This is a genomic window from Streptomyces sp. 17_S59 (assembly GCF_056930295.1).
Map to the genome: position 1 here is coordinate 4,537,168 of NZ_JBXOWD010000001.1, position 25,065 is coordinate 4,562,232.

A 25,065-nucleotide genomic window follows, 5' to 3' on the forward strand; every position below is an offset into this window, starting at 1 on the left:
CCTCCCGGAACGGGGATGGTGAGGGCACGGCCGGACCGCCCTCCACCCGAGCCAGTCAACCTCGCCGACATCATGTCGGCAACAGCGGACTGGACACTGTCCAGAATTCCACCTCGTACGGGTGAACGGAAGCGAACCCCGCTCGCCGCCCCTCCTGAGCCCCCTCCTCGGCCCCCTTCTCAGCGCGCGTGCGCGGGCAGCCCCAGCTCGAACCACACCACCTTCCCGGTGCTCAGCCGGGTCGCCCCCCACCGCCTGGCCAGCTTGTTCACCAGGTACAGCCCGCGGCCGCCCTCGTCCGAGGGCCGGGCCTGGCGCAGCCGGGGCAGCTGCGGCACGTCGTCCCCCACCTCGCAGCGCAGTACGTCCGTCCGCAGCAACCGCAGCGTGATCGGCCGCTCGGCGTACCGCACGGCATTGGTGATCACCTCGCTGACGAGCAGCTCCACCGCGTCCGTCAGCTCCTCCAGGCCCCAGCGGGTGAGCGCCCGGCGGGCCAGCCGGCGCGCCTGGCGGGCGGTCTGCGGGCGCGGGTCCAGGAACCAGTAGGCGACGTCACTGGGCGCGATGCCCTCGAAGCGGGCCGCGAGCAGGGCGATGTCGTCGTCCCGGTCGCCCGGGCCGAGCATGCCCAGCACCTCGTCGCAGAGCGGCTCCAGGGGCGGCGGATTGGGGCCGGTCAGTTGGGCCGTCTCGATCAGCCGCTCGCGCAGCTGCTCTATGCCGGTCCACACGTCCCTGATCCGGGACTCCACCAGGCCGTCCGTGTAGAGCAGCAGGGTCGCTCCGGCGGGTGCGTCCAGCTCCACCGCCTCGAAGTCCACCCCGCCCACGCCGATCGGCGCCCCCGGCGGCACGCGCAGCACCTCGGCGCGGCCGCCGCGGTGCAGCAGCACGGGCGGGGGATGCCCCGCGTTGGCGATCACGATGCGGTGGGCGACCGGGTCGTACACCGCGTACAGGCAGGTCGCCATGCGGTCGCTGCCCAGGCGCTGGGCCTGCTCGTCCAGGTGGTGCAGCACCTCCTGGGGCGGCAGGTCCAGCCCGGCGAGGGTCTGCGCGGTGGTGCGCAGCTGACCCATGATCGCGGCGGAGGTCATGGAGTGGCCCATGACGTCGCCCACGACCAGGGCCACGCGGTTGCCCGGCAGCGGGATCGCGTCGTACCAGTCGCCGCCCACCCGGGCCGTCTCGGCGGCCGGCAGATAGCGGCTGGCCAGCCGGACGCCGGTCGGCTGGGGCAGCGAGTCCGGGAGCATGGTGCGCTGCAGCTCGTCCGCGATGTAGACCTCGCGCCCATAGAGGACCGCCTTGTCCACCCCGAGGGCGGTGTGGGTGGCCAGCTGCGCCGCGACGAGCAGGTCGTCGCTCTCGAATGCGGGCCGGTCCTGGCGGCGGATGAACACCGCCGCGCCCGTCACCCGCCGCCGCCCGCGCAGCGGTGCGAGGATCGTGCGGTGCCGGTCCGGGACGTGCCGGCCTTCGCCCAGCAGTTCGGGAAGGGCCGCCCGCGCGGCGGGGGAGTCCCCGAACACGGGCCGGACTCCCCGCAGCACCTCCGCGAGCGGCCCGCCTATGCGTACCTCGCACCGCTCCGCGGCCGCCTCGGCCAGCTCGGGCCCGGGGTCGGGCTGCACCGGGGGACCCGCCGGCTCGTCGCCCCGCACGTACTCGGGCAGCCGGTCGGTGCGGCGCAGCCGCAGCACCACCGGGCCCACCGGGCGCTCGTCGCCCACGGGCAGCGGGTCGCGGAGGTAGACGAGGATCGCGTCCGCGAAAGTCGGCACGGTGGCCCGGCACAGGCCCAGCACGATCTCGTCCAGGTCGATGCCGCGCGCGATCCGCCGGGTGGCGGCCCCGACGAAGCGGAGCCGCTCCCCTCCGCCGGAGGTGCCGGCGGCCCGTGTGTTGCCGGCCGGTCCGGGACCGCCACTGCCGCTACTGCTCCCGCTTCCGCTGCCGCCGTGCGTCGGTGTGTCCCCGTCCCGGGGCGGGGCAGGGACGCGCGGCGCGGCGTCGCCGGGCGCGGCGGAGGCGTGCGCCTCGCCGTGCGGGGCGGTGGCCTCGGCCGGGGCGTGCACGGCCGCGTCCGGGTGGGCCTGGGCCTCGCCGATTGCCGCTGCGGTCGCCTCGGCGGCCGGGGCGCCGGCCTGCCGGGGCACGGGCTCGCACGCGCCGGGGGCGTGCTCGGGTGCGCCCGGAGCCTCCGCGGGCGCGCGCAGCGCGGGGGAGGGGCGTTGTCTTCCGTGGGAGTTGGAGTGCTCCGTCACGCGTGGGGTTCCATCCGTCGGGGCCGGGTGCCCGGTGAGGGGCACGCCGTGTGTCAGGCGCGGCGCAGATTGAGGAAGAGCTGGATCTCGGGTGGTACGTCCGTGCTCGCGGGGGCGTAGGCCAGCGAGCTCTCCCCGGCGATCTCGAATCCCGCGTCGCGCACGACCTGGCGCAATTCGTCCCGCAGGTAACCGGATACCCGGATCGTGTTGCCGAGGAACGGGATCGCGTAGTCGTCGATGTCGGCCTCGACCATCGAGAGGGCCAGCAGTCCGCCCGGTCTCAGCAGGTCGTGCAGCATGCGCAGGGCGTACGGGATCTCCGGGCGCGGCAGCATCAGCAGCGCGAAGAAGGCGGCGATGCCGTCGAACGGGCCCAGCCGGCCGTCACGCAGATCGGCCAGGTCGCCCAAATGGAAGGTGGCGCCAGGTACGTTGACGCGGGCGAGGTCGAGCATCCCGGCGGAGAGGTCGATCCCGGTCACCTCGTGGCCCGCCGCGGTCAACTGACGGGCCGTCGGCAGGCCCGTGCCGCAGCCGACGTCGAGGATCCGGGAGCCGGGCGGCAGCGCTTCCGCGAGCCAGGCGCCGCCCTCGAGCTGGCCCTCCTTGTGCGGGAACGCCTCGTCGTAGCGGTCGCCGATGGCGTCGAACGCCTCGGCCTGACCGCTGCGGTCCAGCCCTAACCGGGCATAGCCGTCGTAGTCCTGCTGGTCGTCACCGCTCACGGCGCCGCCCTTCCTCTGACTGACTGTCTTTCATCGTGCCGTGCTGTGCAGTATCGCGGAGGCTGATCCTACGGTTGCCTCGCGGGGGATCGGCAAGGGATTCCGGCCCCGATTCACGCTCCGGTTCACGTTCCGATGCGCGCCGGGGTGCGGTCCCAGTCGTCGGGGAGCGCGGGCACGGTCCAGGCGGGGTCGGGCCGCCATCCCTCCCAGCCGTCGGCGAAGGGCGCCCCCCAGGACTCGATCAGACCGACCGCCGAGCGCCCGGCGGCCTGCGTGCGCGCGGCCTGTGCGGCGGTCATCAGGCCCGCGTGCTGCGCCTGCGCGAACTCGTCCTCGTCCTTCCACTCCCAACTGCGGTCGGGGTAGACGGCGATGTCCAGGAAGTGGTCCTCGGAGTCCACGCCGCCGGTCCAGCGCGTGAGCGGTTCCTCGAGATTCACGTACCAGTTCCGGAAGCGCCAGTCGAGGTCCCAGAAGAGCCAGACCGACCAGGGCTCGCCGGGCCGGGCCAGCTTGAGCACGCCGGGCCCGTACCAGCGGGTGACCGCGGTGGTGCGGGGCTTGGTGTAGCGGGTGGCGAGCGGCTCGCGGTGGACGGGCGTGCCGTCGGCGAGCAGCGGTTTGACGCAGTCGGTGCCGGGGGCCATCCAGACGGCGAGCAGCTCGTCGGTGTCCTGGACGACGGTGACCGGGCGGCAGATGTGGACGCGGTCGGTGGCGTTGCCGCGGTAGCGCCAGAGGATGTGGTCGCCCGCGGCCCAGCGGCTGCCGCCGCGGGGCGCCTTGCCCGTTGTGTCCGTGGTGCGCGCTGCCATGCGCAGATCTTAGGTGGCGGGGGTGGGGGTGCGCCGTGATGTGCGCCGCAATGGTCTGGGCCAGGGGGTTCCTTTCCCCACCCCGCCCCTTCCCGAAACCGGGGGGCAAGCCCCCGGCCCCCCGGGCCCCTCGCGCTGCGCGCGGGGGCGAAGCTCGGGGGCTCCGCCCCCGGACCCCCGGTCCTCAAACGCCGGACGGGCTGGATTTACGGCCGTGTCATCCGCAGTACATCCAGCGCCTCATCCAGCTGCTCCCCCGTCAGCAGCCCCCGCTCCACATACCCCGATTCCAGCACCACCTGACGAATCGTCTTCCGCTCCGCCAGCGCCCGCTTCGCCACCTTCGCCGCCTCCTCGTACCCGATGTAACGATTCAGCGGCGTCACCACCGACGGCGAGGACTCCGCGTACTCCCGGGCCCGTTCCACGTTCGCCGTGATGCCGTCCACCGCGCGGTCGGCCAGCAGCCGGGAGACGTTGGCGAGCAGGCGTACGGACTCCAGGAGGTTCTTCGCCATCACCGGCAGCATGACGTTCAGCTCGAAGTTGCCGGCCGCGCCCGCCGTGGCGACCGTCGTGTCGTTGCCCGTCACCTGCGCGGCCACCATCAGGACCGCCTCGCAGACCACCGGATTCACCTTCCCCGGCATGATCGACGAGCCGGGCTGGAGGTCCGGCAGGTTGATCTCGGCCAGGCCGGTGCGCGGGCCGGAGCCCATCCAGCGCAGGTCGTTGGCGATCTTCGTCAGGCCCACGGCGACCGTGCGCAGCTGGCCGCTGGTCTCCACCAGCCCGTCCCGCGCGCCCTGCGCCTCGAAGTGGTTGCGCGCCTCGGTCAGCGGCAGCCCCGTCGTGCGGGCCACCTCGGCGATGACGGCGGCCGAGAAGCCGGGCGGGGTGTTGATGCCGGTGCCCACCGCCGTACCGCCCAGCGGGAGTTCGGCGAGCCGGGGCAGCGCGGAGCGCAACCGCTCGACGCCGTAGCGGACCTGGGCCGCGTAGCCGCCGAACTCCTGACCGAGCGTCACCGGAGTCGCGTCCATCAGGTGCGTACGCCCGGACTTGACGACCTCCGTGAACTCCTCGGCCTTGCGCTCCAGCGCCGCCGCCAGGTGCTCCAGAGCCGGGATCAGCTCGCCGGTCACGGCCGCGGTGGCCGCGATGTGGATGGAGGACGGGAAGACGTCGTTGGACGACTGGCTGGCGTTGACATGGTCGTTGGGGTGGACGTCCCGCCCCAGCCGCTCGCTCGCGAGCGTGGCGATGACCTCGTTGGCGTTCATGTTGGAGGACGTGCCCGAGCCGGTCTGGAAGACGTCGACGGGGAAGTGGTCGTCCCAGCGGCCCTCGGCGACCTCGCCCGCCGCCTCCGCGATCGCCGCCGCCACATCCTCACCGATCACGCCCAGCCCGGCGTTCACCTTCGCCGCCGCGGCCTTGATCCGCCCGAGCGCCGCGATGTGCGCCCGCTCCAGCCGCTGCCCGCTGACCGGGAAGTTCTCCACGGCACGCTGAGTCTGCGCCCGCCACTTGGCGTGGGCGGGAACACGCACGTCCCCCATCGAGTCGTGCTCGATCCGGTACTGCCGGTCCTGCCCGTCCTGCCGGTCCTGCTCACGGTCGGTCATCGTCACTACCTCCTGTCAAAACTCAGCGTTTGTCTTGTTCACCGTGTTCCCAAACAGCACTCCCAGCCACTAAATACCGCGGGTAACAACAGAAATCGGGGAGGCTCCATGACACGCAGACCCACCCTGCGCTGTGCTCTCGCGTCCGTCGCGGCTCTCGCCACCGCGTTCGGAGGATTGGCCGCCATCGGTCCCGCGGCCCACGCGGATTCCCGCACCGGCACCACCGCGGCCGCCACCGCGCTGAGCCCGGAGCTGGAGAAGGTCCGTGCCGCAGAGGCCGTCAAGCTCTATGGGGACGCCACGGTGCGCCCCCTCGACCAGCGCAAGACCTCGCTCGTCTCCTTAGGGGACAGCGAGATATCCGGTGAGGGCGTGGGGACGTACGAACCGGGGACCAGCGGGCCCGGCAACTGGTGCCATCGCTCGCCCGACGCGGCCATCCACCGCACGGCCATCCCCGCGGACGTCACCTACAACGTCGCCTGCTCCGGCGCCTACACCGGCAACATCCGCATCGGCGGCACCAAGCAGTACGCCGACGAACTGGTGCAGAGCGACAACCTCGCCGTCAAGGCGCGCAACACCCGGGTCAAGCTGATCCTGCTGGTCGCCGGGGCCAACGACGACCTCCAGTTCGGCCCCGTGATGACCGACTGCGTCGAGCGCTACGTGCTGCTGCAGGGCCCCTGCGAGCCGAAGTACGCACCGGGGTGGCAGGCGCGCGTCGACGGGCTGGTGCCCAAGGTCGAGGCGACCGTGCGCGACCTGCGCAAGGTCATGACCGACGCGGGCTACGCGGACGGCGACTACAAGCTCGTCGTGATGGGCTACCCGAGCCCCATCGGCCCCGACATCGAGGACAACCCCCACTTCCCCGGGAAGATCCCCGGCGGCTGCGTCGGCCACACCTCGGACTCCGCCTGGGGCCGCAACTACGCGGTGCCCGCGTTCGAGCGCGGCATGCGCAAGGTCGCGCAGGACACGGGCGTGTACTACCTCGACAACTCCCGGCTCTTCCACGGCCACGAGGTGTGCATGGAGGACACCTGGGCGCGCGGCCTGTGGATCGACCTGACGAACCCGTTCCCGCCGGACTCCAACTCCGTCCGGCAGTCCTTCCACCCCAACGCGCGCGGCCACGCCGCCTTCGCGTCCTGCCTCACCCAGCTGTACCAGTCGGGCTGGCGGGAGGGCGGCTGCGCCGACCCGGCCAGCACCGGGCAGCCCGTGCTGCGCGAGGGCGCCTGGGACGACGCGTACCGGCCGCTGAAGAGCGAGGCGACGGGGACGTGCGTGGACGCGTACGGCTCCGGCTCCGCCAATGGCACGGAGGTCGGCGGCTGGGACTGCAGTGGCAGCCGCAACCAGCAGTGGTGGTACGACGAGCAGCGGGGCTCGCTGCACACGGCGCTCACGCACGACCGGTGCGTGGATGTGCCGGGCGGGAAGTATGCGGCGGGGGCGGCCGTGGTGCTGTGGAACTGCCACGGGGGTGACAACCAGAGGTTCACGCGGAGCGGCGCGACGTTCCGCGCTGCGGCGGCGCCCGGTCTGTGCCTGACGCTGACGGGCGCGAAGGAGCCGGTGCGGCTGCAGAAGTGCGACGGCTCGGCGGGCCAGCGGTTCGCGTAGCGGGGTTTTCCTTCCCCACCCCGCCCCTTCCCGCAGCATCCGATATGCGGCTCCGCCGCAGGGCGGGGGCTCTGCCCCCGGACCCCCGGTCCTCAAACTCCCCCAGCTACCTCCCCCAGCTACCGCTGGGGGTGCCCCCAGGAGGTGCCCCCGGACGGGCTGAATTTCAGCCCGTCCGGCATTTGAGGCTGCGCCCGATGTGCGGCTCCGCCGCGCGGCCGCGCGCAGCGCGGTCCGGGGCCTGGGGCGAAGCCCCCCATGCGGCGGAGCCGCACATCGATACAGCCGGGAAGGGGCGGGGTGGGGAAAAGAACCCCCGCCTACACCCCCCGCACCGGAATGCTCGTGAACGTCGGCGCCGGCGCCGGGTCGACGAAGAAGTCGTTGCCCTTGTCGTCCACCACGATGAACGCCGGGAAGTCCTCGACCTCGATCTTCCAGACCGCCTCCATGCCCAGCTCCTCGTACTCGAGGACCTCGACCTTCTTGATGCAGTCCTGCGCCAGCCGCGCCGCCGGGCCGCCGATCGAGCCCAGGTAGAAGCCGCCGTGCGCCCCGCACGCGTCCGTGACCTGCTTGCTGCGGTTGCCCTTGGCCAGCATGACCTTGGAGCCGCCCGCGGCCTGGAACTGCTCGACGTACGAGTCCATGCGGCCGGCCGTCGTCGGACCGAAGGAGCCGGAGGCGTAGCCCTCGGGGGTCTTGGCGGGGCCGGCGTAGTAGACCGGGTGGTCGCGCAGGTACTGCGGCATCTCCTCACCCGCGTCCAGCCGCTCCTTGATCTTCGCGTGCGCGATGTCGCGGGCGACGACCAGCGGGCCGGTCAGCGACAGCCGGGTCTTGACCGGGTACTTGGTCAGCTCGGCGAGGATTTCGTCCATCGGCCGGTTGAGGTCGATCTTGACGACGTCGCCGTCCGCGTCGAGGTGCTCGTCCGTCGTCTCCGGCAGGAAGCGCGCCGGGTCCGTCTCCAGCTGCTCCAGGAAGACGCCCTCGGCGGTGATCTTCGCGACGGCCTGGCGGTCGGCGGAGCAGGAGACCGCGATGGCCACCGGGCAGGACGCACCGTGCCGCGGCAGGCGCACGACGCGCACGTCGTGGCAGAAGTACTTGCCGCCGAACTGCGCGCCGATGCCGATCTTCTGCGTCAGCTCGAAGACCTTCTCCTCCAGCTCCTTGTCGCGGAAGCCGTGGCCCAGCGGGGAGCCCTCCTCCGGCAGCTCGTCCAGGTAGTGCGCGGAGGCGTACTTGGCGGTCTTCAGCGCGTACTCGGCGGACGTGCCGCCGACGACGATCGCCAGGTGGTACGGCGGGCAGGCGGCCGTGCCGAGCGAGCGGATCTTCTCCTCCAGGAACTTCATCATGCTCGCCTCGTTGAGCACGGCCTTCGTCTCCTGGAAGAGGAAGGACTTGTTGGCCGAGCCGCCGCCCTTGGCCATGAAGAGGAACTTGTAGGCGCCGCCGTCGGTCGCGTACAGCTCGATCTGCGCGGGCAGGTTGGAGCCCGTGTTCTTCTCGTCCCACATGGTCAGCGGGGCCATCTGGGAGTAGCGCAGGTTGAGCTGGGTGTAGGCGTCGAAGATGCCGCGGGAGAGGGCCTCCTCGTCGCGGCCCCCGGTGAGGACGTTCTGGCCGCGCTTGCCCATGACGATCGCGGTGCCGGTGTCCTGGCACATGGGCAGCACGCCGGCGGCGGCGATGTTGGCGTTCTTCAGCAGGTCGAGGGCGACGAAGCGGTCGTTCGGGGACGCCTCGGGGTCGTCGAGGATCTTGCGCAGCTGGGCGAGGTGGGCCGGGCGCAGGTAGTGCGAGATGTCGTGCATCGCCTCGGCGGCCAGCTTGCGCAGCGCCTCGGGCTCGACCTTGAGGAAGGTGCGGCCGTCGGCCTCGAAGGTGGACACGCCCTCGGAGGTGACGAGGCGGTACGGAGTGTCGTCCTCGCCCAGGGGCAGCAGGTCGGTATAGGCAAACTCGGGCCGAGACATCGCGGCGATTCCCTCACTCTGCGGATGGTGGTGCTGGCTTCCTCGACAGCACAGCGCTCTCCAGGTTAGGCCGCCGGAGGGCTGCCGGGTTTGTGAGGTAAGGCTCAGTGCCCTTTCCGCGGTCCGATTCCGCCGTCTCTTCCCGGTCCCTTCCCCCGGTTCTTCCCCCGGTCCCGTACTCCGTCCCCTACGGGATCGCCCTAATTTCGCGATCTATCGCGTCTCGCTACGCTGCTGTCGTGGACGAGTCATCCCTCGAAAAGCGAGACGTTCAGTCCGCACCCGCAAAGGTGCGGCTCAGCAAGGAAGCGGAACCTGCTTCCGGTCCGGCGCTGCGCGCCTCCGACACGGATCGCGACCGCATCGCCGACATCCTGCGGGAGGCCCTGGCCGAGGGCCGGCTCACCGCCGAGGAGCACGCCGAGCGAGTCGGCGCGGTGTACCAGGCAAAGACGCTCGGCGAGCTGGAGCCGCTGGTGCGCGATCTGCCCGCCGGACGGCGCCCCGAGGCCGGCCCCGCACCCATGCGCCCGCCCGGTGCTTCCGTGCGCCCCGGAATGAGCGGGGCCGACAACCTCGTTGCCGTCTTCAGCGGCGCGAGCCGCAAGGGCCGCTGGCGGGTGGCGCCGCGCACCCAGGCCTTCGCCCTGTTCGGCGGGGTGGAAATCGACCTGACGCAGGCGGTCTTCGAGCACCGCGAGGTCGTCGTCCACGTCTGGGCGCTGTTCAGCGGGGTCGAGATCAAGCTGCCGGAGAACGTCACGGTGCGCGGTGGCGGTTCCGGCTTCTTCGGCGCCTTCGACGTCCGGAACCAGGAGGCGCCCGACCCGGACGCCCCGGTCGTCGTGGTGACGGGCCACGCGGTGTTCAGCGGGGTCGAGGCGAAGCCCCGGCGCGGCAAGCGGCTGCGGAACCTCCTGGCGGCCAACTGACCGCAGTCCGCGGCATTCCGGTCATGGCAACGGTGTGAATAAGCTCGCGCACAGCGGGTAAAGCTTGGTGCATCGTCTCTCGTACGGCTGCGGGTGCGAATGGCCGTGCGCGCCGAGGCGGGCAAAGGTGACTCAATCGGCCAAGCAAAGCCGTCGTCAGGAGTGGACCGTGCTGCTACCGCATCAGCCCCTGCAGGAAGCCGCCGTACCGTCCCAGCGGATTTCCGCGCGGGATCAGGCCGGCCCCTGGCATTCGGAGGCGGTGTGCCGCCGGGATGAAGCCGGGCTCTTCTTCGCACCATCAAAGGAACCGACGGCCGCTCGCCTTTCCCGTGAAGAGGCCGCCAAGCGCGTCTGTGCCCGTTGCCCCGTGATGGTCGCGTGCCGGGAGCATGCGCTGTTGCAGCCCGAGCCCTACGGGGTGTGGGGCGGGCTGACGGCCGCCGAGCGGCGGGTCGTGCTGGCCCGGCGGCGGCGCCGCGAGGCGGAGCTGCAGCGCGCCACGCGGATCGCCGCCGCGGGCTGAGCGCCGCGTTTCCTGTCTGTTCACACGGGCCGGGCCCCGCCGTCACGTCGGCGGGGCCCGGCCCGTTGGCGCGGCCGGGGTGCGACCGCGGCCGGATCAGCCGGGAATCGGCTGCGAATCAGCCGGTGATCAGCTGGGGCGCTCGAAGTCGATCGTGCTGTAGGCGCGCAGCTTCGACAGCCGGTGCTCGGAGTCGATCAGGCGGATGGTGCCCGACTTCGAGCGCATGACGAGCGACTGCGTGGTGGCCGTCTCCGCGCGGTAGCGGACGCCGCGCAGCAGCTCGCCGTCGGTGATGCCGGTGGCGACGAAGAACACGTTCTCGCCGCTGACGAGGTCGTTGGTGTGCAGGACGCGGTCCAGGTCGTGGCCGGCGTCGAGGGCCCGCTGCCGCTCCTCGTCGTCCTTCGGCCAGAGCTTGGCCTGGATGGTGCCGCCCAGGCACTTCATCGCGCAGGCCGCGATGATGCCCTCGGGGGTGCCGCCGACGCCCAGCAGCAGGTCCACGCCGGTGCCCTCGCGGGCGGCCATGATCGCACCGGCCACATCGCCGTCGGAGATGAACTTGATGCGGGCGCCCGCCTCGCGGATCTCCTTCACCAGACCGTCGTGCCGGGGCCGGTCCAGGACGACGACCGTCACGTCCTCGACGGCGGAGCGCTTCGCCTTGGCGATGCGGCGGATGTTCACGCCGACCGGGGCGGTGATGTCGACGAAGTCGGCCGCCTCCGGGCCGGTGACCAGCTTGTCCATGTAGAAGACCGCGGACGGGTCGAACATGGTGCCCCGCTCGGCCACGGCCATCACGGAGATGGCGTTGGCCATGCCCTTGGCGGTCAGCGTGGTGCCGTCCACCGGGTCGACGGCGACGTCGCACTCCGCGCCGGTGCCGTCGCCCACCCGCTCGCCGTTGTAGAGCATGGGGGCGTTGTCCTTCTCCCCCTCGCCGATGACCACGACGCCGTTCATCGACACGGTGTGGATCAGCGCGCGCATGGCGCGGACCGCCGCGCCGTCGGCGCCGTTCTTGTCGCCGCGGCCGACCCAGCGGCCCGAGGCCATGGCACCGGCCTCGGTGACCCGGACGAGCTCCAGCGCGAGGTTGCGATCGGGTGCCTCGGGGCTGACCACGAGCTGGGACGGCAGGTGATGATCGGTCATCGGGCTGGGACCTTTCTGTACGGCGGCGGCCGTGGGGCCCCTCCGTGGCGGGTCGGCCAGGAGGGTGAGGGTGCTCATGACTTTATCGGTTGATTGCGAAAGTGAGCAGAGTGCCCCACGCATGAGCGGCGTCAAGGCCGCCGTCAAGATCCGCACCGGCATGGGGGACGATGGGGGCGTGGCAGGCAGGAACGGCAAGACGCAGACGATCCGCAACATGGTGCTGTCGATGGCGGTGGTGATCCCCATGGCGGGGATCAGCTACGTCTTCATCCCGCACGACGGCGGCAAGGACCCGGTCCGGACGGTCGACTACCGGGTGGAGCTGGAGACGGCCCGGCGGGCGGCGCCCTACGCGGTGGCCGCGCCCCAGGGGCTGGGCGGCGACTGGCGGGCGACCTCGGTCTCCTACGCGCCCGGCGGCAAGGAGGGCTCGGCGTGGCACCTGGGCTTCCTCGACCCGCAGCGGCAATACGTCGCGGTCGAGCAGAGCGACGGCCCGGCGCGGGCCTTCGTCGACGGCGTCAGCCAGCGCGCGGAGAAGACCCACGAGACCCAGAAGGTCGGCGACGCCACGTGGACCCGCTACGCGGGCCCCAAGTACAACGCCCTGGTGCGCGAGGAGCCCGGGGTGACGACGGTCGTCACGGGCACGGCCTCGTACGAGCGCCTTGCGGAAATGGCCGCCGCGCTCAAGGCCGAGAAGGCGAAGAACGCGAACTCGGGCTGAGGAGCGCGACGGCCGGGAGCCGTCCGGTCGCCGGGGAGGCGCGCCGGACGGCCCGGGTCCGCCACTCCGAGGGGAGGAGCGGCGGACGTCTGAGGGGACCCGAAGGGATCTGAAGGGATCTGAAGGGATCCGAAGGGATCCGGGAGATCCGGGGATCCGAGCGGCTCGGATCCGAGGGGGATCAGACGGTGGTGACGGCCTGCTCGAAGGACAGGCGCGGCGAGCGCGGGTAGAAGGCGTCCTGGCCCGGCTTGCCGATGTTGACGACCATCAGCGGGGTGTGGTCGTCGTCCAGGAACTCCTTCTGCACGCCCGCGAAGTCGAAGCCGGTCATCGGGCCGGCGGCCAGGCCTGCGGCGCGGATGCCGAGGATGAAGTAGGCGGCCTGGAGGGCGCCGTTGAGCGCGGCGGACTTCTCGCGGACCGGGCGCTCGCCGAAGAACACGTCCTTGGCCTGCGGGAAGTGCGGGAACAGCGTGGGCAGCTCCTCGTGGAACTCGTTGTCCGCAGCGAGGATCGCGACCAGCGGCGCAGTGCGGGTCTTGGCCTGGTTGCCCTCGGCCATGTGGGAGACCAGGCGCTCGCGGGCCTCCGCGGAGCGGACCAGCACGATGCGCAGCGGGGACTGGTTGAACGCGGTCGGGGCGAGCTTGATCAGGTCGTAGACGGCCTGCATCTGCTCGTCGGTGACGGGCTCGTCCGAGAAGGTGCTGGCCGTGTGGGCCTCACGGAAGAGCAGGTCCTGGGCGGCGGCGTCGAGGGCGAGGGACATGGCGGGGCACCTTCTGCTTGCGGGTGGGATCGGCCTGCCGGGTCTGGGGGGCTGGACTGCCCGGCCGGCGTAACCAATGTATGCCGCAGTAGATGAAGTTTCAACTAAACCGAGGGTGCGTGAGACCCACCTCACAGAAGGGGGTGGTCGGTCTCTGGCTGGGGCTAGGACTCCTCGGCTTCCCCGGCCTCTTCGCCTTGGGGCTCCTCCGCGGCCAGCGCCGCGTCCAGCCGCGCCCGGGCGCCGTCCAGCCAGCGGCGGCACACCTTCGCCAGCGCCTCGCCCCGCTCCCACAGGGCCAGCGACTCCTCCAGCGTCGTACCGCCGGCCTCCAGGCGGCGCACCACGTCGATCAGCTCGTCGCGCGCCTGCTCGTAGCCGAGCGCGTCGAGGTCGTCCACCGTCGCCGCCTTCTCCGTCGCCTCACCCGTCGTCGCCATGGCCACCAGCCTAAGCGGGGGGTACGACAGCGGACGGCGCCGCAACGGCGCGCACCGCGAACTCGCCCTCCGCGACGCGGGCCCGCAGCTCCTCCTCCGCCGCGACCTCGTCCGCGGCGCGCACCACGGAGCCGTCGGCGTGCTGGAGCACCGCGTAGCCCCGCCGCAGCGTGGCCGCCGGGGACAGGGCGAGGACGCGGGCGCGGGTGTGCGACAGCTCGGAGTCCGCCCGGTCCAGCAGGTGGCCCAGCGTGCGGCGGCTCCGGGCGGCGAGCGCGGCGATCTGCTCCGCGCGCTCGTCCACCATCCGCTGCGGCCGCTCCATGCAGGGCCGTGCCCGCGCCGCGGCCAGGCCGCGCTCCTCGCGGTCCAGGTGTGCGGTGACGCAGCGCAGGGCCCGCTCGCGCAGATGCCGGACGCGCGTCAGCTCCTCGCCCACGTCCGGCACGACGCGCTTGGCCGCGTCCGTGGGCGTGGACGCGCGCAGGTCCGCGACCAGGTCGAGCAGAGGGGTGTCCGGCTCGTGCCCGATCGCGGACACGACGGGCGTGCGGCAGGCCGAGACGGCCCGTACGAGCTGCTCGTCGGAGAACGGCAGCAGGTCCTCCACGCTGCCGCCGCCGCGCGCCACGATGATCACGTCGACCTCGGGCAGCGCGTCCAGCTCCTGGACGGCCTCGACGACGGCGGGCACCGCGTACGCCCCCTGCACGGGGACGTTGCGGACCTCGAAGCGGACGGCGGGCCAGCGGTGGCGGGCGTTCTCCAGCACGTCGCGCTCGGCGGCGGAGGCGCGGCCGCAGACCAGGCCGATGAGCTGGGGGAGGAACGGGAGCGCCCGCTTGCGCTCGGCGGCGAACAGGCCCTCGGCGGCGAGGGACTTCTTGAGCTGCTCCAGGCGGGCCAGCAGCTCGCCCACACCCACCGGCCGGATCTCGGCCGCCCGCAGCGACAGCTGGCCGCGCGGCGCGTACCACTCGGGCTTGGCGTGCACGACGACGCGGGCGCCCTCCGAGACGACGTCGGCGACGCGGTCGAAGACGGCGCGGTAGCAGGTGACGGAGAGGGAGATGTCGTGCGACGGGTCGCGCAGGGTCAGGAACACGACGCCGGCGCCGGGGCGGCGGGACAGCTGGGTGATCTGGCCTTCGACCCAGACGGCGCCGAGGCGGTCGATCCAGCCGCCGATGAGGCGGGACACCTGGCCGACGGGGATGGGGGCGTCCGGGGAGGTTTGCACAGCCATGCGGCTGAGCGTAGCGGCGGGGTCGGACAGGGTGGGTGCGGCTCGGTGGGGCCTGCGGCGGCATTCCCCACCCCGCCCCTTCCCGGCTGCATCGATTTGCGGCTCCGCCGCGTGGGGGGCTGCGCCCCAGGCCCCGGACCGCGCTGCGCGCGGCCGCGCGGCGGAGCCGCACATCGGGTGCAGCCTCAAACGCCGGACGGGCTGAAATTCACCCCCGCCGCAACCCCTGCGCCCCCAGCACCCCCACCCCCGCCGCCGCCCACACCGCGCCCACCAGTTGCGCCGTCGCGGACGCCTCCGCGATGACGGCCGTCACCACCGCCAGCCCCAGCAGCGGCACCACCACATGCCGGACCACCCGCACCCCGCCCCCCTTCCGCCGCACCGCGAACCAGCCCGTCACCGACAGGTGCAGCAGCCCGAACGCCACCAGCGCCCCCACGTCCACCACCGACACCAGCCGGTCCAGGCCGTCGTCCCGGCGGGCCGCCCACACCGCCGCCACCAGCGTCACCGCCGCCGCCCCCAGCAGCGCGGCCCGCGGCACCCCCGAGCCCCGGTCCACCTTCGACAGCAGGCCCGGCAGGCGGCGGTCGCGGGCCATCGCGAACAGCAGGCGGCCGGCCGCCGCCTGCCCGGCCAGGGCCGCGAAGGCCGCCCCCACGGCCTTGCTGACCGCCACCAGGTCGTGCAGCCACCGGCCCGTCGCCGCGTCGACCGTGTCGTAGAAGGCCGCGCCCTGGCCGGCCGGGCGGGCCGCCAGGTCCGCGGGGGACATCGGTGCCAGCAGCGCCGCCAGATACGTCTGCACCACGAACAGCAGCCCCGCCGCCGCCAGGCACGTCAGCACCGCCCGCGCCACCCGCTCCGGGCCCCCGGCCGCCTCCTCCGCGAAGGACGCGATCGCGTCGAAGCCCAGGAACGACAGCACCGCCACCGACACCGCCCCCAGCACCGCCCCGAGGTCGAAGCCGCCCTCGCCGGTGAGCGGGGTGAGCCAGCCGCGCCGGGCGCCGTCCTCCGCCAGGGCGACGGCCGCCGCCACCACGAAGACGGCCAGCACCACCAGCTCCACCGCGAGCACGACGAAGCCGGCCCGCGCCGCGGCCCGTACGCCCGTCAGGTTCAGCCCGGTCGTCACGACCACCGCGACCGCCGTCCACACCCACTGCGGAACGGACGGCACCAGCGCGTGCAGCGCGATGCCCGAGAAGAGGTAGGCGACCGCCGGGATCAGCACGTAGTCGAGCATCGCCATCCACCCGGCGAGGAAGCCGGCCCCCTCGCCGAGCCCCAGCCGCGCGTAGGTGTAGACCGAGCCCGCCCGCGGGGCGACGCGCACCATCTGCGCGTACGAGAAGGCCGTGAACGCCATCGCCGCGGTCGCCACCGCGTAGACGAGCGCAACCGCCCCGTGCGCCTTGGCCTCGAGCGTGCCGAAGACGCCGACCGGCGCCATGGGGGCGATGAAGAGCAGGCCGTAGACGACAAGATCGCGGAATGACAGGTTCCGGCGGAGCGCGCCCTCGGCGCCGGACGGCGGGGGAGCGGGCACGGGCTCGGTCGTGGACTCCGTCATGGGCTCAGTATTCGGGCGCCCCCGGGGCCCTGTGGGGGGCCACGCCGGGGCGTGGCGGCCCCGTACGATGGGCCCATGACTTCCACCCCCGCCCGCAAGGTTCTGCTCGCCGCCCCCCGTGGCTACTGCGCGGGCGTGGACCGTGCCGTGATCGCCGTCGAGAAGGCCCTCGAGCAGTACGGCGCGCCCGTGTACGTGCGCCACGAGATCGTGCACAACAAGTACGTCGTCAAGACCCTGGAGAAGAAGGGCGCGATCTTCGTCGACGAGACGGAGGAGGTGCCCGAGGGCAACATCGTGATCTTCTCCGCCCACGGCGTGGCCCCGGTGGTGCACGAGGAGGCCGCGCGCGGCAGGCTCGCCACCATCGACGCGACCTGCCCGCTGGTCACCAAGGTCCACAAGGAGGCCATCCGCTTCGCCAAGGAGGACTACGACATCCTCCTCATCGGCCACGAGGGCCACGAGGAGGTCATCGGCACGAGCGGCGAGGCCCCGGACCACATCACGCTGGTCGACGGCCCGGAGGACGTGGCGAAGGTCGAGGTCCGCGACCCGGACAAGGTCGTCTGGCTGTCCCAGACCACCCTCTCCGTGGACGAGACCATGGAGACGGTCGACGCCCTCAAGAACCGCTTCCCCAACCTCCTCTCGCCGCCCAGCGACGACATCTGCTACGCCACGCAGAACCGCCAGACGGCGGTCAAGCAGATGGGCGCCGAGGCCGAGCTGGTGATCGTCGTCGGCTCCGGGAACTCCTCGAACTCCGTCCGCCTCGTCGAGGTCGCCCTCGGCGCGGGCGCGCGCGACGCACACCTGGTGGACTACGCGGAGGAGATCGACGAGGCCTGGCTGGAGGGCGTGTCCACGGTCGGCGTGACCTCGGGCGCCTCGGTGCCGGAGATCCTCGTCGAGGGCGTGCTGGAGTGGCTCGCGCAGCGCGGCTTCGAGGACGTCGAGGTGGTCAAGGCCGCCGAGGAGTCCATCACCTTCTCGCTCCCCAAGGAGCTGCGCCGCGACCTGCGCGCCGAGGCCGCCGGTCTGGCGGCCCCGTCCGAGGGGTGACGGCCGCCGCCACGCCTTAGCGTGGCGGTATGAACGTATTCGGCGTGGACATCGGCGGATCGGGCATCAAGGGCGCCCCGGTGGACCTGGCGCGGGGCGAGATCGCTGCGGAGCGCTTCAAGGTGCTCACCCCGCACCCGGCCACCCCGGACGCGGTCGCCGACTGCGTCCGGCAGGTGGTCGAGCACTTCGGGGCGCCGGACGGGCCGGTCGGCGCCACGTTCCCGGGCGTGGTCGTCGGCGGCACGACCCGCACGGCGGCCAACGTCGACAAGGGCTGGATCGGCAAGGACGCCGCCGCGCTGCTCGGCGAGCGGATCGGCACGCCGGTGACCGTGCTCAACGACGCGGACGCGGCCGGGCTGGCCGAGATGACCTTCGGGGCCGGCCGGGGCCGCACGGGCACGGTGATCGTGCTGACCTTCGGCACGGGCATCGGCAGCGCGCTCTTCATCGGCGGCGAGCTGGTCCCCAACACCGAGCTGGGCCACCTGGAGCTGCACGGGCACGACGCCGAGACGCGCGCCTCGACTCGGGCCAAGGAGGACGAGGGCCTCAACTGGAGCCGCTGGGCCAAGCGCGTCGGGCGCTACCTGGCCCACGTCGAGATGCTGTTCTCGCCCGAGCTGTTCGTGATCGGCGGGGGCGTCAGCCGGAAGGCCGAGAAGTTCCTGCCGCTGATCGAGGGGGTCAACGCGGAGATCGTCCCCGCTCAGCTGGAGAACAACGCGGGGATCGTGGGGGCCGCGATGGCCGCTTCCGCAGCCGGTTCCGGATCCGCCGCCGCCGCTTGATCAGCAGGATCCTGCGGACCAGGGCGATCACCGCGGCGATCAGCGTGCCCGCGTAGAGCCAGCCGGCGTTCAGCGACAGCAGGGTGACCAGGCTCAGCACCCGGCCGATCACGCCGTCCGAGCCGTCGCTGATCGGCACCGCGCCCACCGCGAAGGCGATGGGGACGCTCACGGGCGCGGTCATCAGCTCGGCCGGGCGCACCCACAGGGCGCAGGCCGCGCTGCCGAGCAGGAAGAACACCCCGTACGCGCGCGGCGAGCCGCTCAGCAGCCGGGCGTCCAGGAAGCCGATGGCCAGCATGCCCAGCGCGGTGAGCAGACCGCTGCCGAGCCCGGTCAGCCGGGGCGCGGGGAGCCCCCCGGGCGCGGGGGCGGGGCGGCCGGGGCGGGGGCGCCGTACGGGCTGTCCGGGGGCGTTCCGGCGCTGTCCGACGGGCGCGGCGGGGCGGGGCACGGGGGACCCGCGGCGGACCTTGCGCTGGGGGATGCGCGTGCTGGGTTGCTCCACGCGTCCAAACTAGGCAGCCACGCCCGGGGAATCCGGCGTTGGACACGCCGTGGGTGCCACCCTGGGCGTGTGTTCGGGGAATCCTCCGTCCGGGGCCGGTGCGCGGTGCCGCACCGTAGACTGGTTGACCGGCCGCGTCACGGGGCGCGGAAGCCTTCACTACGGGAACAACGGGAAGTCGCCACGTGTCGCTCACGATCGGAATCGTCGGTCTGCCGAATGTCGGCAAGTCGACCCTGTTCAACGCCCTGACCAAGAACGACGTGCTGGCGGCCAACTACCCGTTCGCCACCATCGAGCCCAACGTCGGCGTCGTGGGTGTGCCGGACGCCCGGCTGACCAAGCTCGCGGAGATCTTCGGCTCCCAGCGGATCCTCCCCGCCACCGTCGACTTCGTCGACATCGCGGGCATTGTCCGCGGTGCCTCCGAGGGCGAGGGCCTGGGCAACAAGTTCCTCGCGAACATCCGCGAGTCGGATGCGATCTGCCAGGTCATCCGCGCGTTCAAGGACGAGAACGTCGTCCACGTCGACGGCAAGGTCTCGCCGAAGGACGACATCGAGACCATCAACACCGAGCTGATCCTCGCCGACCTGCAGACCATCGAGAAGGTCCTGCCGCGCCTGCAGAAGGAATCGCGGATCAAGAAGGACGTCGCCCCCAAGGTCGCGGCGGTCGAGGCCGCCAAGGCCCTCCTGGAGGAGGGCACGACCCTCTTCTCCGCGGGCATCGTCCAGGGCTCGGAGAAGGCGGAGCTGCTGCACGACCTGCACCTGCTCACCACCAAGCCGTTCCTCTACGTCTTCAACGTCGACGAGGAGGAGCTGACGGACGAGGCGTTCAAGAACGAGCAGCGCGCCCTGGTCGCCCCGGCCGAGGCCATCTTCCTCAACGCCAAGCTGGAGGCCGACCTCGCCGAGCTGGACGAGGAGGACGCCATGGAGCTGCTGCAGTCCGTCGGCGCCGAGGAGCCGGGCCTGGCCACGCTGGCCCGCGTCGGCTTCGACACGCTGGGCCTGCAGACCTACCTGACGGCCGGCCCCAAGGAGGCCCGCGCCTGGACGATCAAGAAGGGCGCCACGGCCCCCGAGGCGGCCGGTGTGATCCACACCGACTTCCAGAAGGGCTTCATCAAGGCCGAGGTCATCTCCTTCGAGGACCTGGTCGAGACCGGCTCGGTCGCCGAGGCCCGTGCCGCCGGCAAGGCGCGCATGGAGGGCAAGGAGTACGTGATGGTGGACGGCGACGTGGTGGAGTTCCGCTTCAACGTCTGACGACTGCGGTCACCGAACGCGGCGGGCGCCGGGGCGATGCCCCGGCGCCCGTCCGCCTTTGCGGCGTCCGCGGCGTCCGCGGCGCTCAGTCCGAGTTCGGCTGACGGCGGTGGCGGACCCAGGTCACGACCGTCAGGCACGCGGTGGTCATGATCACGACGGAGGCGGTGGTCACGGACTCCACGTACTGCTCGTAACCGGCCTCGCGCAACTGCATCGCCAGGAAGCCCAGCGCCGTGGCGAGTGCGGCGAGCGAGGCGGTCAGGGCGGCGAAGGGGGGCTGCGTCATTCCGATTCCTCCAAGGGGTGGGCCGGCGATGATCATCGAGTCTAGTGGCGGCCCTGTGCGCCGGAACGCCCGATCCATCTGCAGTTTCCGGCACGGAGCGCCCCACCTGCGCCGACGCGGGGCGGGCTGTCCCTCTGGCTGCCCTTCGGCTGTTCCTTTTCCGCATCCCGGTCGCGCTCCGTTGCGGGCGGCTCCCGGGGGTTTGCGCATAGTTGCGGATGTGCCGCCGGTGCGTGCGACTCGCATGTGCCGCAGGTTTTCCCGTCCTGCACGGCCTGAGCTGGCCTTCGCCACACCTCGTAAAGCCTTGGCCTGAAGTTGCGGATTGCAACACTGGGTTGCCAAGCTGTTGCGGACTGTCAACCCCTTGGGAGTGGACGTGGCGTTCGGTGACCAGCCCGCATACCTTCGCGTCGCCGGCGATCTCCGGCAGAAGATCGTCGCCGGCGAGCTGCCGCCGCACACCCGGCTCCCGTCCCAGGCGCGGATCCGGGAGCAGTACGGCGTCTCCGACACCGTCGCCCTGGAGGCCCGCAAGGTCCTGATGGCCGAGGGCCTCGTCGAGGGCCGCTCCGGGTCGGGCACGTACGTCCGCGAGCAGCCCGTCCCGCGCGCCCTGGTGCGCACGGGCTACCGCGCACTGGGCGACTCCACCCCCTTCCGGCAGGAGCAGGCGGACGAGCGGGTGAAGGGCACCTGGGAGTCCCGCAGCGAGCAGGCGCCCGCCGAGCCGGCCGTCGCCAGGCGGCTGCGGATCGCCCCCGGCGACCGGGTGATGCGCACGGAGTACCTCTTCCGCTCCGGGGGCGAGCCCTGCATGCTCTCCACCTCCTGGGAGCCCCTGGCGCTCACCGGGCGGACGCCCGTGATGCTGCCCGAGGAGGGGCCGCTGGCCGGGCGCGGGGTGGTCGAGCGGATGGCCGCCATCGACCTGGTCGTGGACAACGTCACCGAGGAGGTCGGCGCCCGCCCCGGGCTGGCCGAGGAGACGCTGGCGCTCGGCGGGGTGCCCGGGCACTGCGTGCTGGTGGTCTCGCGGACGTACTTCGCGGGGGGCTGCCCGGTCGAGACGGCCGACGTGGTCACCCTCGCCGAGCGGCACCGCGTCGCGTACCACCTTCCGGTGAAGTAGGGGCGACCCCCCGATGAACTGACTCCGGAGTCAGGTTGCACGGTTCCGGAAACCCTCCCCGGCGGTCCGTACCAGCGGGTAGGAAGTGCCCGCCTTTGTCCGGATTCGATCCGGTTTAAAGCCGAGTCTTTTGATGTTGCAAAACTCACAGACGCCCAGGTCAGGGGCTTTTGGCAGAACTTTATTGGCCAAATCGCCCGTACGATGGCGCGGTTTGTGTCCTGCCGTGGGGGAGTTAGAAAGAGAAGGAGATCCGGGGCTTGAGTACCGAACAGGGTTCCCACTCGAATTACCGCCGGACCCTCGGCCCGGTGGCCCTGACGGCCGTGGGCCTCGGGTCGATCATCGGCTCCGGTTGGCTCTTCGGAGCCCAGCGGGCCGCTGCCATCGCCGGGCCGGCGGCCATCCTGGCGTGGGTCATCGGCGCGGCCGTCGCGCTGACCATCGCGCTCACGTACAGCGAGCTCGGGGCGATGTTCCCGAAGGCCGGCGGCATGGTCCGTTACGGCCAGTACTCGCACGGCTCGCTTGCGGGCTACCTGGCCGCCTGGGCCAACTGGATCGCGATCGTCTCCGTCATCCCCGGCGAGGCGACCGCTTCCGTGCAGTACATGAGTTCCTGGAAGTGGGAGTGGGCCAAGTCCCTCTACGATGGCAAGGAGCTGACCGTCAAGGGCGTTGCCCTGGCCAGCGTCCTGCTTGTCTTCTACTTCTTCCTGAACTGGTTCGCGATCTCCCTGTTCGCGAAGACCAACAACGCGATCACGGTCTTCAAGGTCGTGGTGCCCGCGCTGACCGCCGGCGCGCTGATGCTGGCCCACTTCGACACGCACAACATCGAGTCGGCGGGCGGCTTCACCCCCAACGGCTGGAGCTCCGTCTTCACCGCGGTCGCGCTCTCCGGCATCGTCTGGGCGTACAACGGCTTCCAGTCGCCGCTCAACATGGCCGGTGAGGCCCGCAACCCGGGCAAGTCGCTGCCGAAGGCCGTCATCAGCTCGATCCTGATCGCGCTGGTCATCTACATAGCCCTGCAGGTCGCCTTCCTGATGGCCGTCCCGTCGGGCGACCTCGCCGCCAACGGCTGGGACAGCCTGGGCAAGGTCTACAAGTCGCCGCTCGCCGACCTGGCCGTGGCCTGGGGCCTGAACTGGCTCGCGATGCTGCTCTACGCGGACGCCTTCATCTCCCCGTCCGGCACCGGCATGATCTACGCCGCCACCACCTCGCGCATGATCCAGGGCGTGCAGGAGAACGGCCACCTGCCCGGTGTCTTCGGCAAGGTCGACAAGAAGACGGGCGTGCCGCGCCCGGCCCTGCTGCTCAACCTGGCCGTCGCCTTCCTCTTCCTGGCCGTCTTCCGCGGCTGGGGCTCGCTGGCCGAAATCGTCTCGGTGGCGACCGTCATCTCCTACATCACCGGCCCCGTCGCCGTGATGTCGCTGCGCCGCATCGCCCCGGACATCAAGCGCCCGGTCATGCTGCGCGCCATGCCGGTCATCGCGCCGGTCGCGATGGTCTTCGGCTCGCTGGTGCTGTACTGGGCCCGCTGGCCGCTCACCGGCAAGGTCATCCTGATCATGGCGGTCGGCCTGCCGATCTGGGCCTGGTACGAGCTGCGCAAGCCGTGGGCCGTGCTCAAGCCGCACCTGCTCGCGGGTGTCTGGATGGTGGCCTACCTGCTCGTCATGGCGGGCGTCTCGTGGGCCGGCGGCACCGAGTTCGGCGGCAAGGGCTACCTGCCGCAGGGCGTGGACATCGCCGTGGTTGTCCTGATTGCTCTGGCCTTCTACGTGTGGGGTGTGCGCAGCGCGTGGCGCAACCCGACTCTTGTTCAGGCCGAGCGGGAATTGAAGGCCGACGCGGAGGCCGAGGAAGCCGCGGAGCAGGAACTGGCGGAGGCCAAGTAACTCTCACGGGTGGCCGAATGCGTACCTCTTCGTGAAAACCCGTATCCGCTGCGTAAAGTCCGGGCGTACGCTCGGGCATATGCGGACTGCGGTTTCTTCGGAAGTCACCGAAGGGCGTGCGCCGGTGCGCGCGACGACGGGAGGGCGGGAGCGATGACTGACACCGGACCGGTCCTGCCCTGGCTGGTGATCCGCCAGGACGAGAACGGCAACCGCTACCGCGTCGGGCGCTATGCCACCAGGACGGAGGCGGAGCGCGTGGCCGACCGGCTGGACTCCCACGGCCACCGGCAGCTCTACATCGTGGAGCGGGTCGGTCGCGCGGTCACCTGACGCAGGTGTCCCCGCCGCCCTCCCCGGAGGGTGTGCGCCCTTCGCGGATGTGCGCCCCCCTGGGGGCGGCGTCCCGAGGGCCTCGTCGCAGCCCCAGGGCCCGGTGCGAAAGCACCGGGCCCTACGCTTTTCCCCCATGACGACTTCGGTGCGTGTTGTGGTGGGCGGGGCGGTCTTCCATCGGGGGCGGCTGCTTGCGGCCCGGCGCAGCGCGCCGCCCGAGCTGGCCGGCCGCTGGGAGCTGCCCGGCGGCAAGCTGGAGCCCGGTGAGACGCCGGAGGAGGGGCTCGTACGGGAGCTGCGCGAGGAACTCGGCATCGAGGCCGAGCCGCTCGCGCGCATCGAGGGGGAGTGGCCCCTGCGGCCGCCGTACGTCCTCCAGGTCTGGACGGCGCGGCTGGTGGCCGGTGAGGCGCGCCCGCTCGAGGACCACGACGAGCTGCGCTGGCTCACCCCGGACCGGGCCTTCGAGGTCGACTGGCTGGAGCAGGACCGCCCCGCGGTGGCGGAGGCGGCGCGGCGGCTCGCCGCCGGGGAGGGCGCCGGAGAAGCCGGAGGAGCCGGAGGGGCGGGAGAAGCCGGAGAGGACCCCTCCGGGGCCGGGGACGCCCCCGCGGACGATCCGGAACAGGTCCCCCCTCGCACACGCTGACCTGCGGCTCACGCACAACCGGCGGATGCCGTCTACGCCGGATGCAGTACGCGTGGCGGACGGAGCCCGCTGAAGAAGATAGTCAGACCCCTATACCGGGTATGTGCTGATTATTGGCCCTAAAGCCGGTCATACCGGCGGGGCGGCAGTGCTCTGGGACACGGTCTGGGAAGTGGTCGGCGTGAGCGACAGCGCAGGGACCTTGGCATCGGTGCCCGGCTTTGCCGAGTGGAGCTTTCCCGCCGAGGCCGGCGCCGTGCGGACCGCGCGCACGCTCGTCCGCGACACGCTCCGCGAGTGGGGCCTGGACGCCGTCACCGATGTGACGGTGCTGCTGGTCAGCGAGCTGGTGACCAACTCCCTCCGGTACGCCAGCGGACCCATCGGCGTCCGGATGTACTCCCACGCCGGCCCCAGCCTCCTCGTCGAGGTCTCCGACCCGCTGCCCGACCCGCCCCGTGAACGCGTGGCCGAACTCGACGACGAGGGCGGCCGCGGACTCCAGCTGGTGGCACTGGCCTCGCGCCGCTGGGGTACCCGTCCGGGCAACACCGGTAAGACCGTGTGGTTCGAGCTGAGTCTGCCCGGTTAGTAACCCGGGGAGAAGACATAGCGGGTTGAGACCGTGCTGTGATCGTGAAGTCCGTGTTCCGAAGGG

At 71.9% G+C, this 25,065-nt stretch carries 24 protein-coding genes; 12 read left to right on the top strand and 12 right to left on the bottom strand.

What is annotated here, in order from left to right; genetic code table 11:
- Positions 1-179: 179 nt before the first annotated feature.
- The 4 genes from AC1Z4A_RS20635 to AC1Z4A_RS20650 form a co-directional block, all read right to left on the bottom strand.
- Positions 180-2,270, bottom strand: a complete 2,091-nt coding sequence (locus tag AC1Z4A_RS20635) for a SpoIIE family protein phosphatase (protein WP_483680900.1) — start codon at positions 2,268-2,270, stop codon at positions 180-182.
- A 53-nt stretch (positions 2,271-2,323) separates the two neighbouring features.
- A complete protein-coding gene (locus AC1Z4A_RS20640) occupies positions 2,324-2,998 on the bottom strand; it encodes a class I SAM-dependent DNA methyltransferase (protein WP_483680901.1) in 675 nt (224 codons plus the stop codon).
- Between the two features lie 125 nt (positions 2,999-3,123).
- On the bottom strand, positions 3,124-3,816 hold the full coding sequence (fomD, locus tag AC1Z4A_RS20645) for a cytidylyl-2-hydroxypropylphosphonate hydrolase (RefSeq protein ID WP_483680902.1): 693 nt from the start codon (positions 3,814-3,816) through the stop codon (positions 3,124-3,126).
- Positions 3,817-4,022: 206 nt separating this feature from the next.
- Positions 4,023-5,444, bottom strand: coding sequence for a class II fumarate hydratase (locus AC1Z4A_RS20650; protein ID WP_483680904.1), 1,422 nt, complete (start codon positions 5,442-5,444; stop codon positions 4,023-4,025).
- Positions 5,445-5,552: 108 nt separating this feature from the next.
- Here AC1Z4A_RS20650 and AC1Z4A_RS20655 point away from each other — a divergent pair, with 108 nt between their 5' ends.
- Positions 5,553-7,079 (top strand): ricin-type beta-trefoil lectin domain protein, encoded by a 1,527-nt coding sequence (locus AC1Z4A_RS20655; RefSeq protein ID WP_483680906.1) that lies wholly within the window; start codon positions 5,553-5,555, stop codon positions 7,077-7,079.
- 320 nt (positions 7,080-7,399) lie between these two features.
- Here AC1Z4A_RS20655 and AC1Z4A_RS20660 read toward each other — a convergent pair whose 3' ends face one another.
- Positions 7,400-9,064, bottom strand: coding sequence for a fumarate hydratase (locus AC1Z4A_RS20660; protein ID WP_483680908.1), 1,665 nt, complete (start codon positions 9,062-9,064; stop codon positions 7,400-7,402).
- 239 nt (positions 9,065-9,303) lie between these two features.
- Between AC1Z4A_RS20660 and AC1Z4A_RS20665 the strand changes: the two genes are divergently transcribed.
- Together AC1Z4A_RS20665 and AC1Z4A_RS20670 are read left to right on the top strand one after the other, a co-directional pair.
- On the top strand, positions 9,304-9,996 hold the full coding sequence (locus AC1Z4A_RS20665) for a DUF1707 SHOCT-like domain-containing protein (protein WP_483680910.1): 693 nt from the start codon (positions 9,304-9,306) through the stop codon (positions 9,994-9,996).
- A 169-nt stretch (positions 9,997-10,165) separates the two neighbouring features.
- The gene (locus tag AC1Z4A_RS20670) at positions 10,166-10,522 is read left to right on the top strand and encodes a WhiB family transcriptional regulator (RefSeq protein ID WP_483680912.1); all 357 of its coding nucleotides are present in this window, start codon (positions 10,166-10,168) and stop codon (positions 10,520-10,522) included.
- A 129-nt stretch (positions 10,523-10,651) separates the two neighbouring features.
- On the opposite strand, the gene glpX is transcribed toward AC1Z4A_RS20670, so the two are convergent.
- Positions 10,652-11,683 (bottom strand): class II fructose-bisphosphatase, encoded by a 1,032-nt coding sequence (gene glpX, locus AC1Z4A_RS20675; RefSeq protein ID WP_483680914.1) that lies wholly within the window; start codon positions 11,681-11,683, stop codon positions 10,652-10,654.
- A 121-nt stretch (positions 11,684-11,804) separates the two neighbouring features.
- On the opposite strand from glpX, the gene AC1Z4A_RS20680 reads away from it, so the two are divergent.
- Positions 11,805-12,413, top strand: a complete 609-nt coding sequence (locus AC1Z4A_RS20680) for a DUF4245 domain-containing protein (RefSeq protein ID WP_483680916.1) — start codon at positions 11,805-11,807, stop codon at positions 12,411-12,413.
- Positions 12,414-12,594: 181 nt separating this feature from the next.
- Here the strand turns inward: AC1Z4A_RS20680 and AC1Z4A_RS20685 are convergent, their stop codons facing one another.
- The 4 genes from AC1Z4A_RS20685 to AC1Z4A_RS20700 all read right to left on the bottom strand — a co-directional run bounded on the left by AC1Z4A_RS20685 (position 12,595) and on the right by AC1Z4A_RS20700 (position 16,450).
- Complete coding sequence (locus AC1Z4A_RS20685; RefSeq protein WP_483680918.1) at positions 12,595-13,185, bottom strand: malonic semialdehyde reductase; 591 nt, start codon at positions 13,183-13,185, stop codon at positions 12,595-12,597.
- A 164-nt stretch (positions 13,186-13,349) separates the two neighbouring features.
- Positions 13,350-13,625: an exodeoxyribonuclease VII small subunit gene (locus AC1Z4A_RS20690; RefSeq protein WP_483680920.1), complete on the bottom strand. Its 276-nt coding sequence runs from the start codon at positions 13,623-13,625 to the stop codon at positions 13,350-13,352.
- Positions 13,626-13,635: 10 nt separating this feature from the next.
- Positions 13,636-14,871, bottom strand: coding sequence for an exodeoxyribonuclease VII large subunit (gene xseA, locus AC1Z4A_RS20695; RefSeq protein ID WP_483680921.1), 1,236 nt, complete (start codon positions 14,869-14,871; stop codon positions 13,636-13,638).
- Between the two features lie 208 nt (positions 14,872-15,079).
- Positions 15,080-16,450, bottom strand: coding sequence for an APC family permease (locus AC1Z4A_RS20700; protein WP_483680922.1), 1,371 nt, complete (start codon positions 16,448-16,450; stop codon positions 15,080-15,082).
- A gap of 75 nt (positions 16,451-16,525) precedes the next feature.
- On the opposite strand from AC1Z4A_RS20700, the gene AC1Z4A_RS20705 reads away from it, so the two are divergent.
- A complete protein-coding gene (locus tag AC1Z4A_RS20705) occupies positions 16,526-17,515 on the top strand; it encodes a 4-hydroxy-3-methylbut-2-enyl diphosphate reductase (RefSeq protein ID WP_483680923.1) in 990 nt (329 codons plus the stop codon).
- Positions 17,516-17,544: 29 nt separating this feature from the next.
- Complete coding sequence (ppgK, locus tag AC1Z4A_RS20710; RefSeq protein ID WP_483680925.1) at positions 17,545-18,309, top strand: polyphosphate--glucose phosphotransferase; 765 nt, start codon at positions 17,545-17,547, stop codon at positions 18,307-18,309.
- On the opposite strand, the gene AC1Z4A_RS20715 is transcribed toward ppgK, so the two are convergent.
- Positions 18,206-18,817 (bottom strand): DUF6542 domain-containing protein, encoded by a 612-nt coding sequence (locus AC1Z4A_RS20715; RefSeq protein ID WP_483680926.1) that lies wholly within the window; start codon positions 18,815-18,817, stop codon positions 18,206-18,208. The two genes, ppgK and AC1Z4A_RS20715, sit on opposite strands and share 104 nt — an antisense overlap.
- 185 nt (positions 18,818-19,002) lie before the next feature.
- On the opposite strand from AC1Z4A_RS20715, the gene ychF reads away from it, so the two are divergent.
- A complete protein-coding gene (ychF, locus tag AC1Z4A_RS20720) occupies positions 19,003-20,091 on the top strand; it encodes a redox-regulated ATPase YchF (protein ID WP_483680928.1) in 1,089 nt (362 codons plus the stop codon).
- 85 nt (positions 20,092-20,176) lie between these two features.
- On the opposite strand, the gene AC1Z4A_RS20725 is transcribed toward ychF, so the two are convergent.
- Positions 20,177-20,380 (bottom strand): SCO3870 family protein, encoded by a 204-nt coding sequence (locus AC1Z4A_RS20725; protein WP_483680930.1) that lies wholly within the window; start codon positions 20,378-20,380, stop codon positions 20,177-20,179.
- Positions 20,381-20,759: 379 nt separating this feature from the next.
- Here AC1Z4A_RS20725 and AC1Z4A_RS20730 point away from each other — a divergent pair, with 379 nt between their 5' ends.
- The 5 genes from AC1Z4A_RS20730 (at position 20,760) to AC1Z4A_RS20750 (ending at position 24,999) form a co-directional block, all read left to right on the top strand.
- Positions 20,760-21,512, top strand: a complete 753-nt coding sequence (locus AC1Z4A_RS20730) for a GntR family transcriptional regulator (RefSeq protein ID WP_483680932.1) — start codon at positions 20,760-20,762, stop codon at positions 21,510-21,512.
- Between the two features lie 260 nt (positions 21,513-21,772).
- Entirely contained in the window at positions 21,773-23,422 is a 1,650-nt protein-coding gene (locus tag AC1Z4A_RS20735; protein WP_483680933.1) for an APC family permease, read from the top strand.
- A gap of 153 nt (positions 23,423-23,575) precedes the next feature.
- Complete coding sequence (locus AC1Z4A_RS20740; protein WP_483680935.1) at positions 23,576-23,755, top strand: SPOR domain-containing protein; 180 nt, start codon at positions 23,576-23,578, stop codon at positions 23,753-23,755.
- 136 nt (positions 23,756-23,891) lie between these two features.
- Entirely contained in the window at positions 23,892-24,407 is a 516-nt protein-coding gene (locus tag AC1Z4A_RS20745) for a (deoxy)nucleoside triphosphate pyrophosphohydrolase (RefSeq protein ID WP_483680937.1), read from the top strand.
- A 172-nt stretch (positions 24,408-24,579) separates the two neighbouring features.
- Positions 24,580-24,999 (top strand): ATP-binding protein, encoded by a 420-nt coding sequence (locus AC1Z4A_RS20750; RefSeq protein WP_483683663.1) that lies wholly within the window; start codon positions 24,580-24,582, stop codon positions 24,997-24,999.
- Positions 25,000-25,065 lie beyond the last annotated feature (66 nt).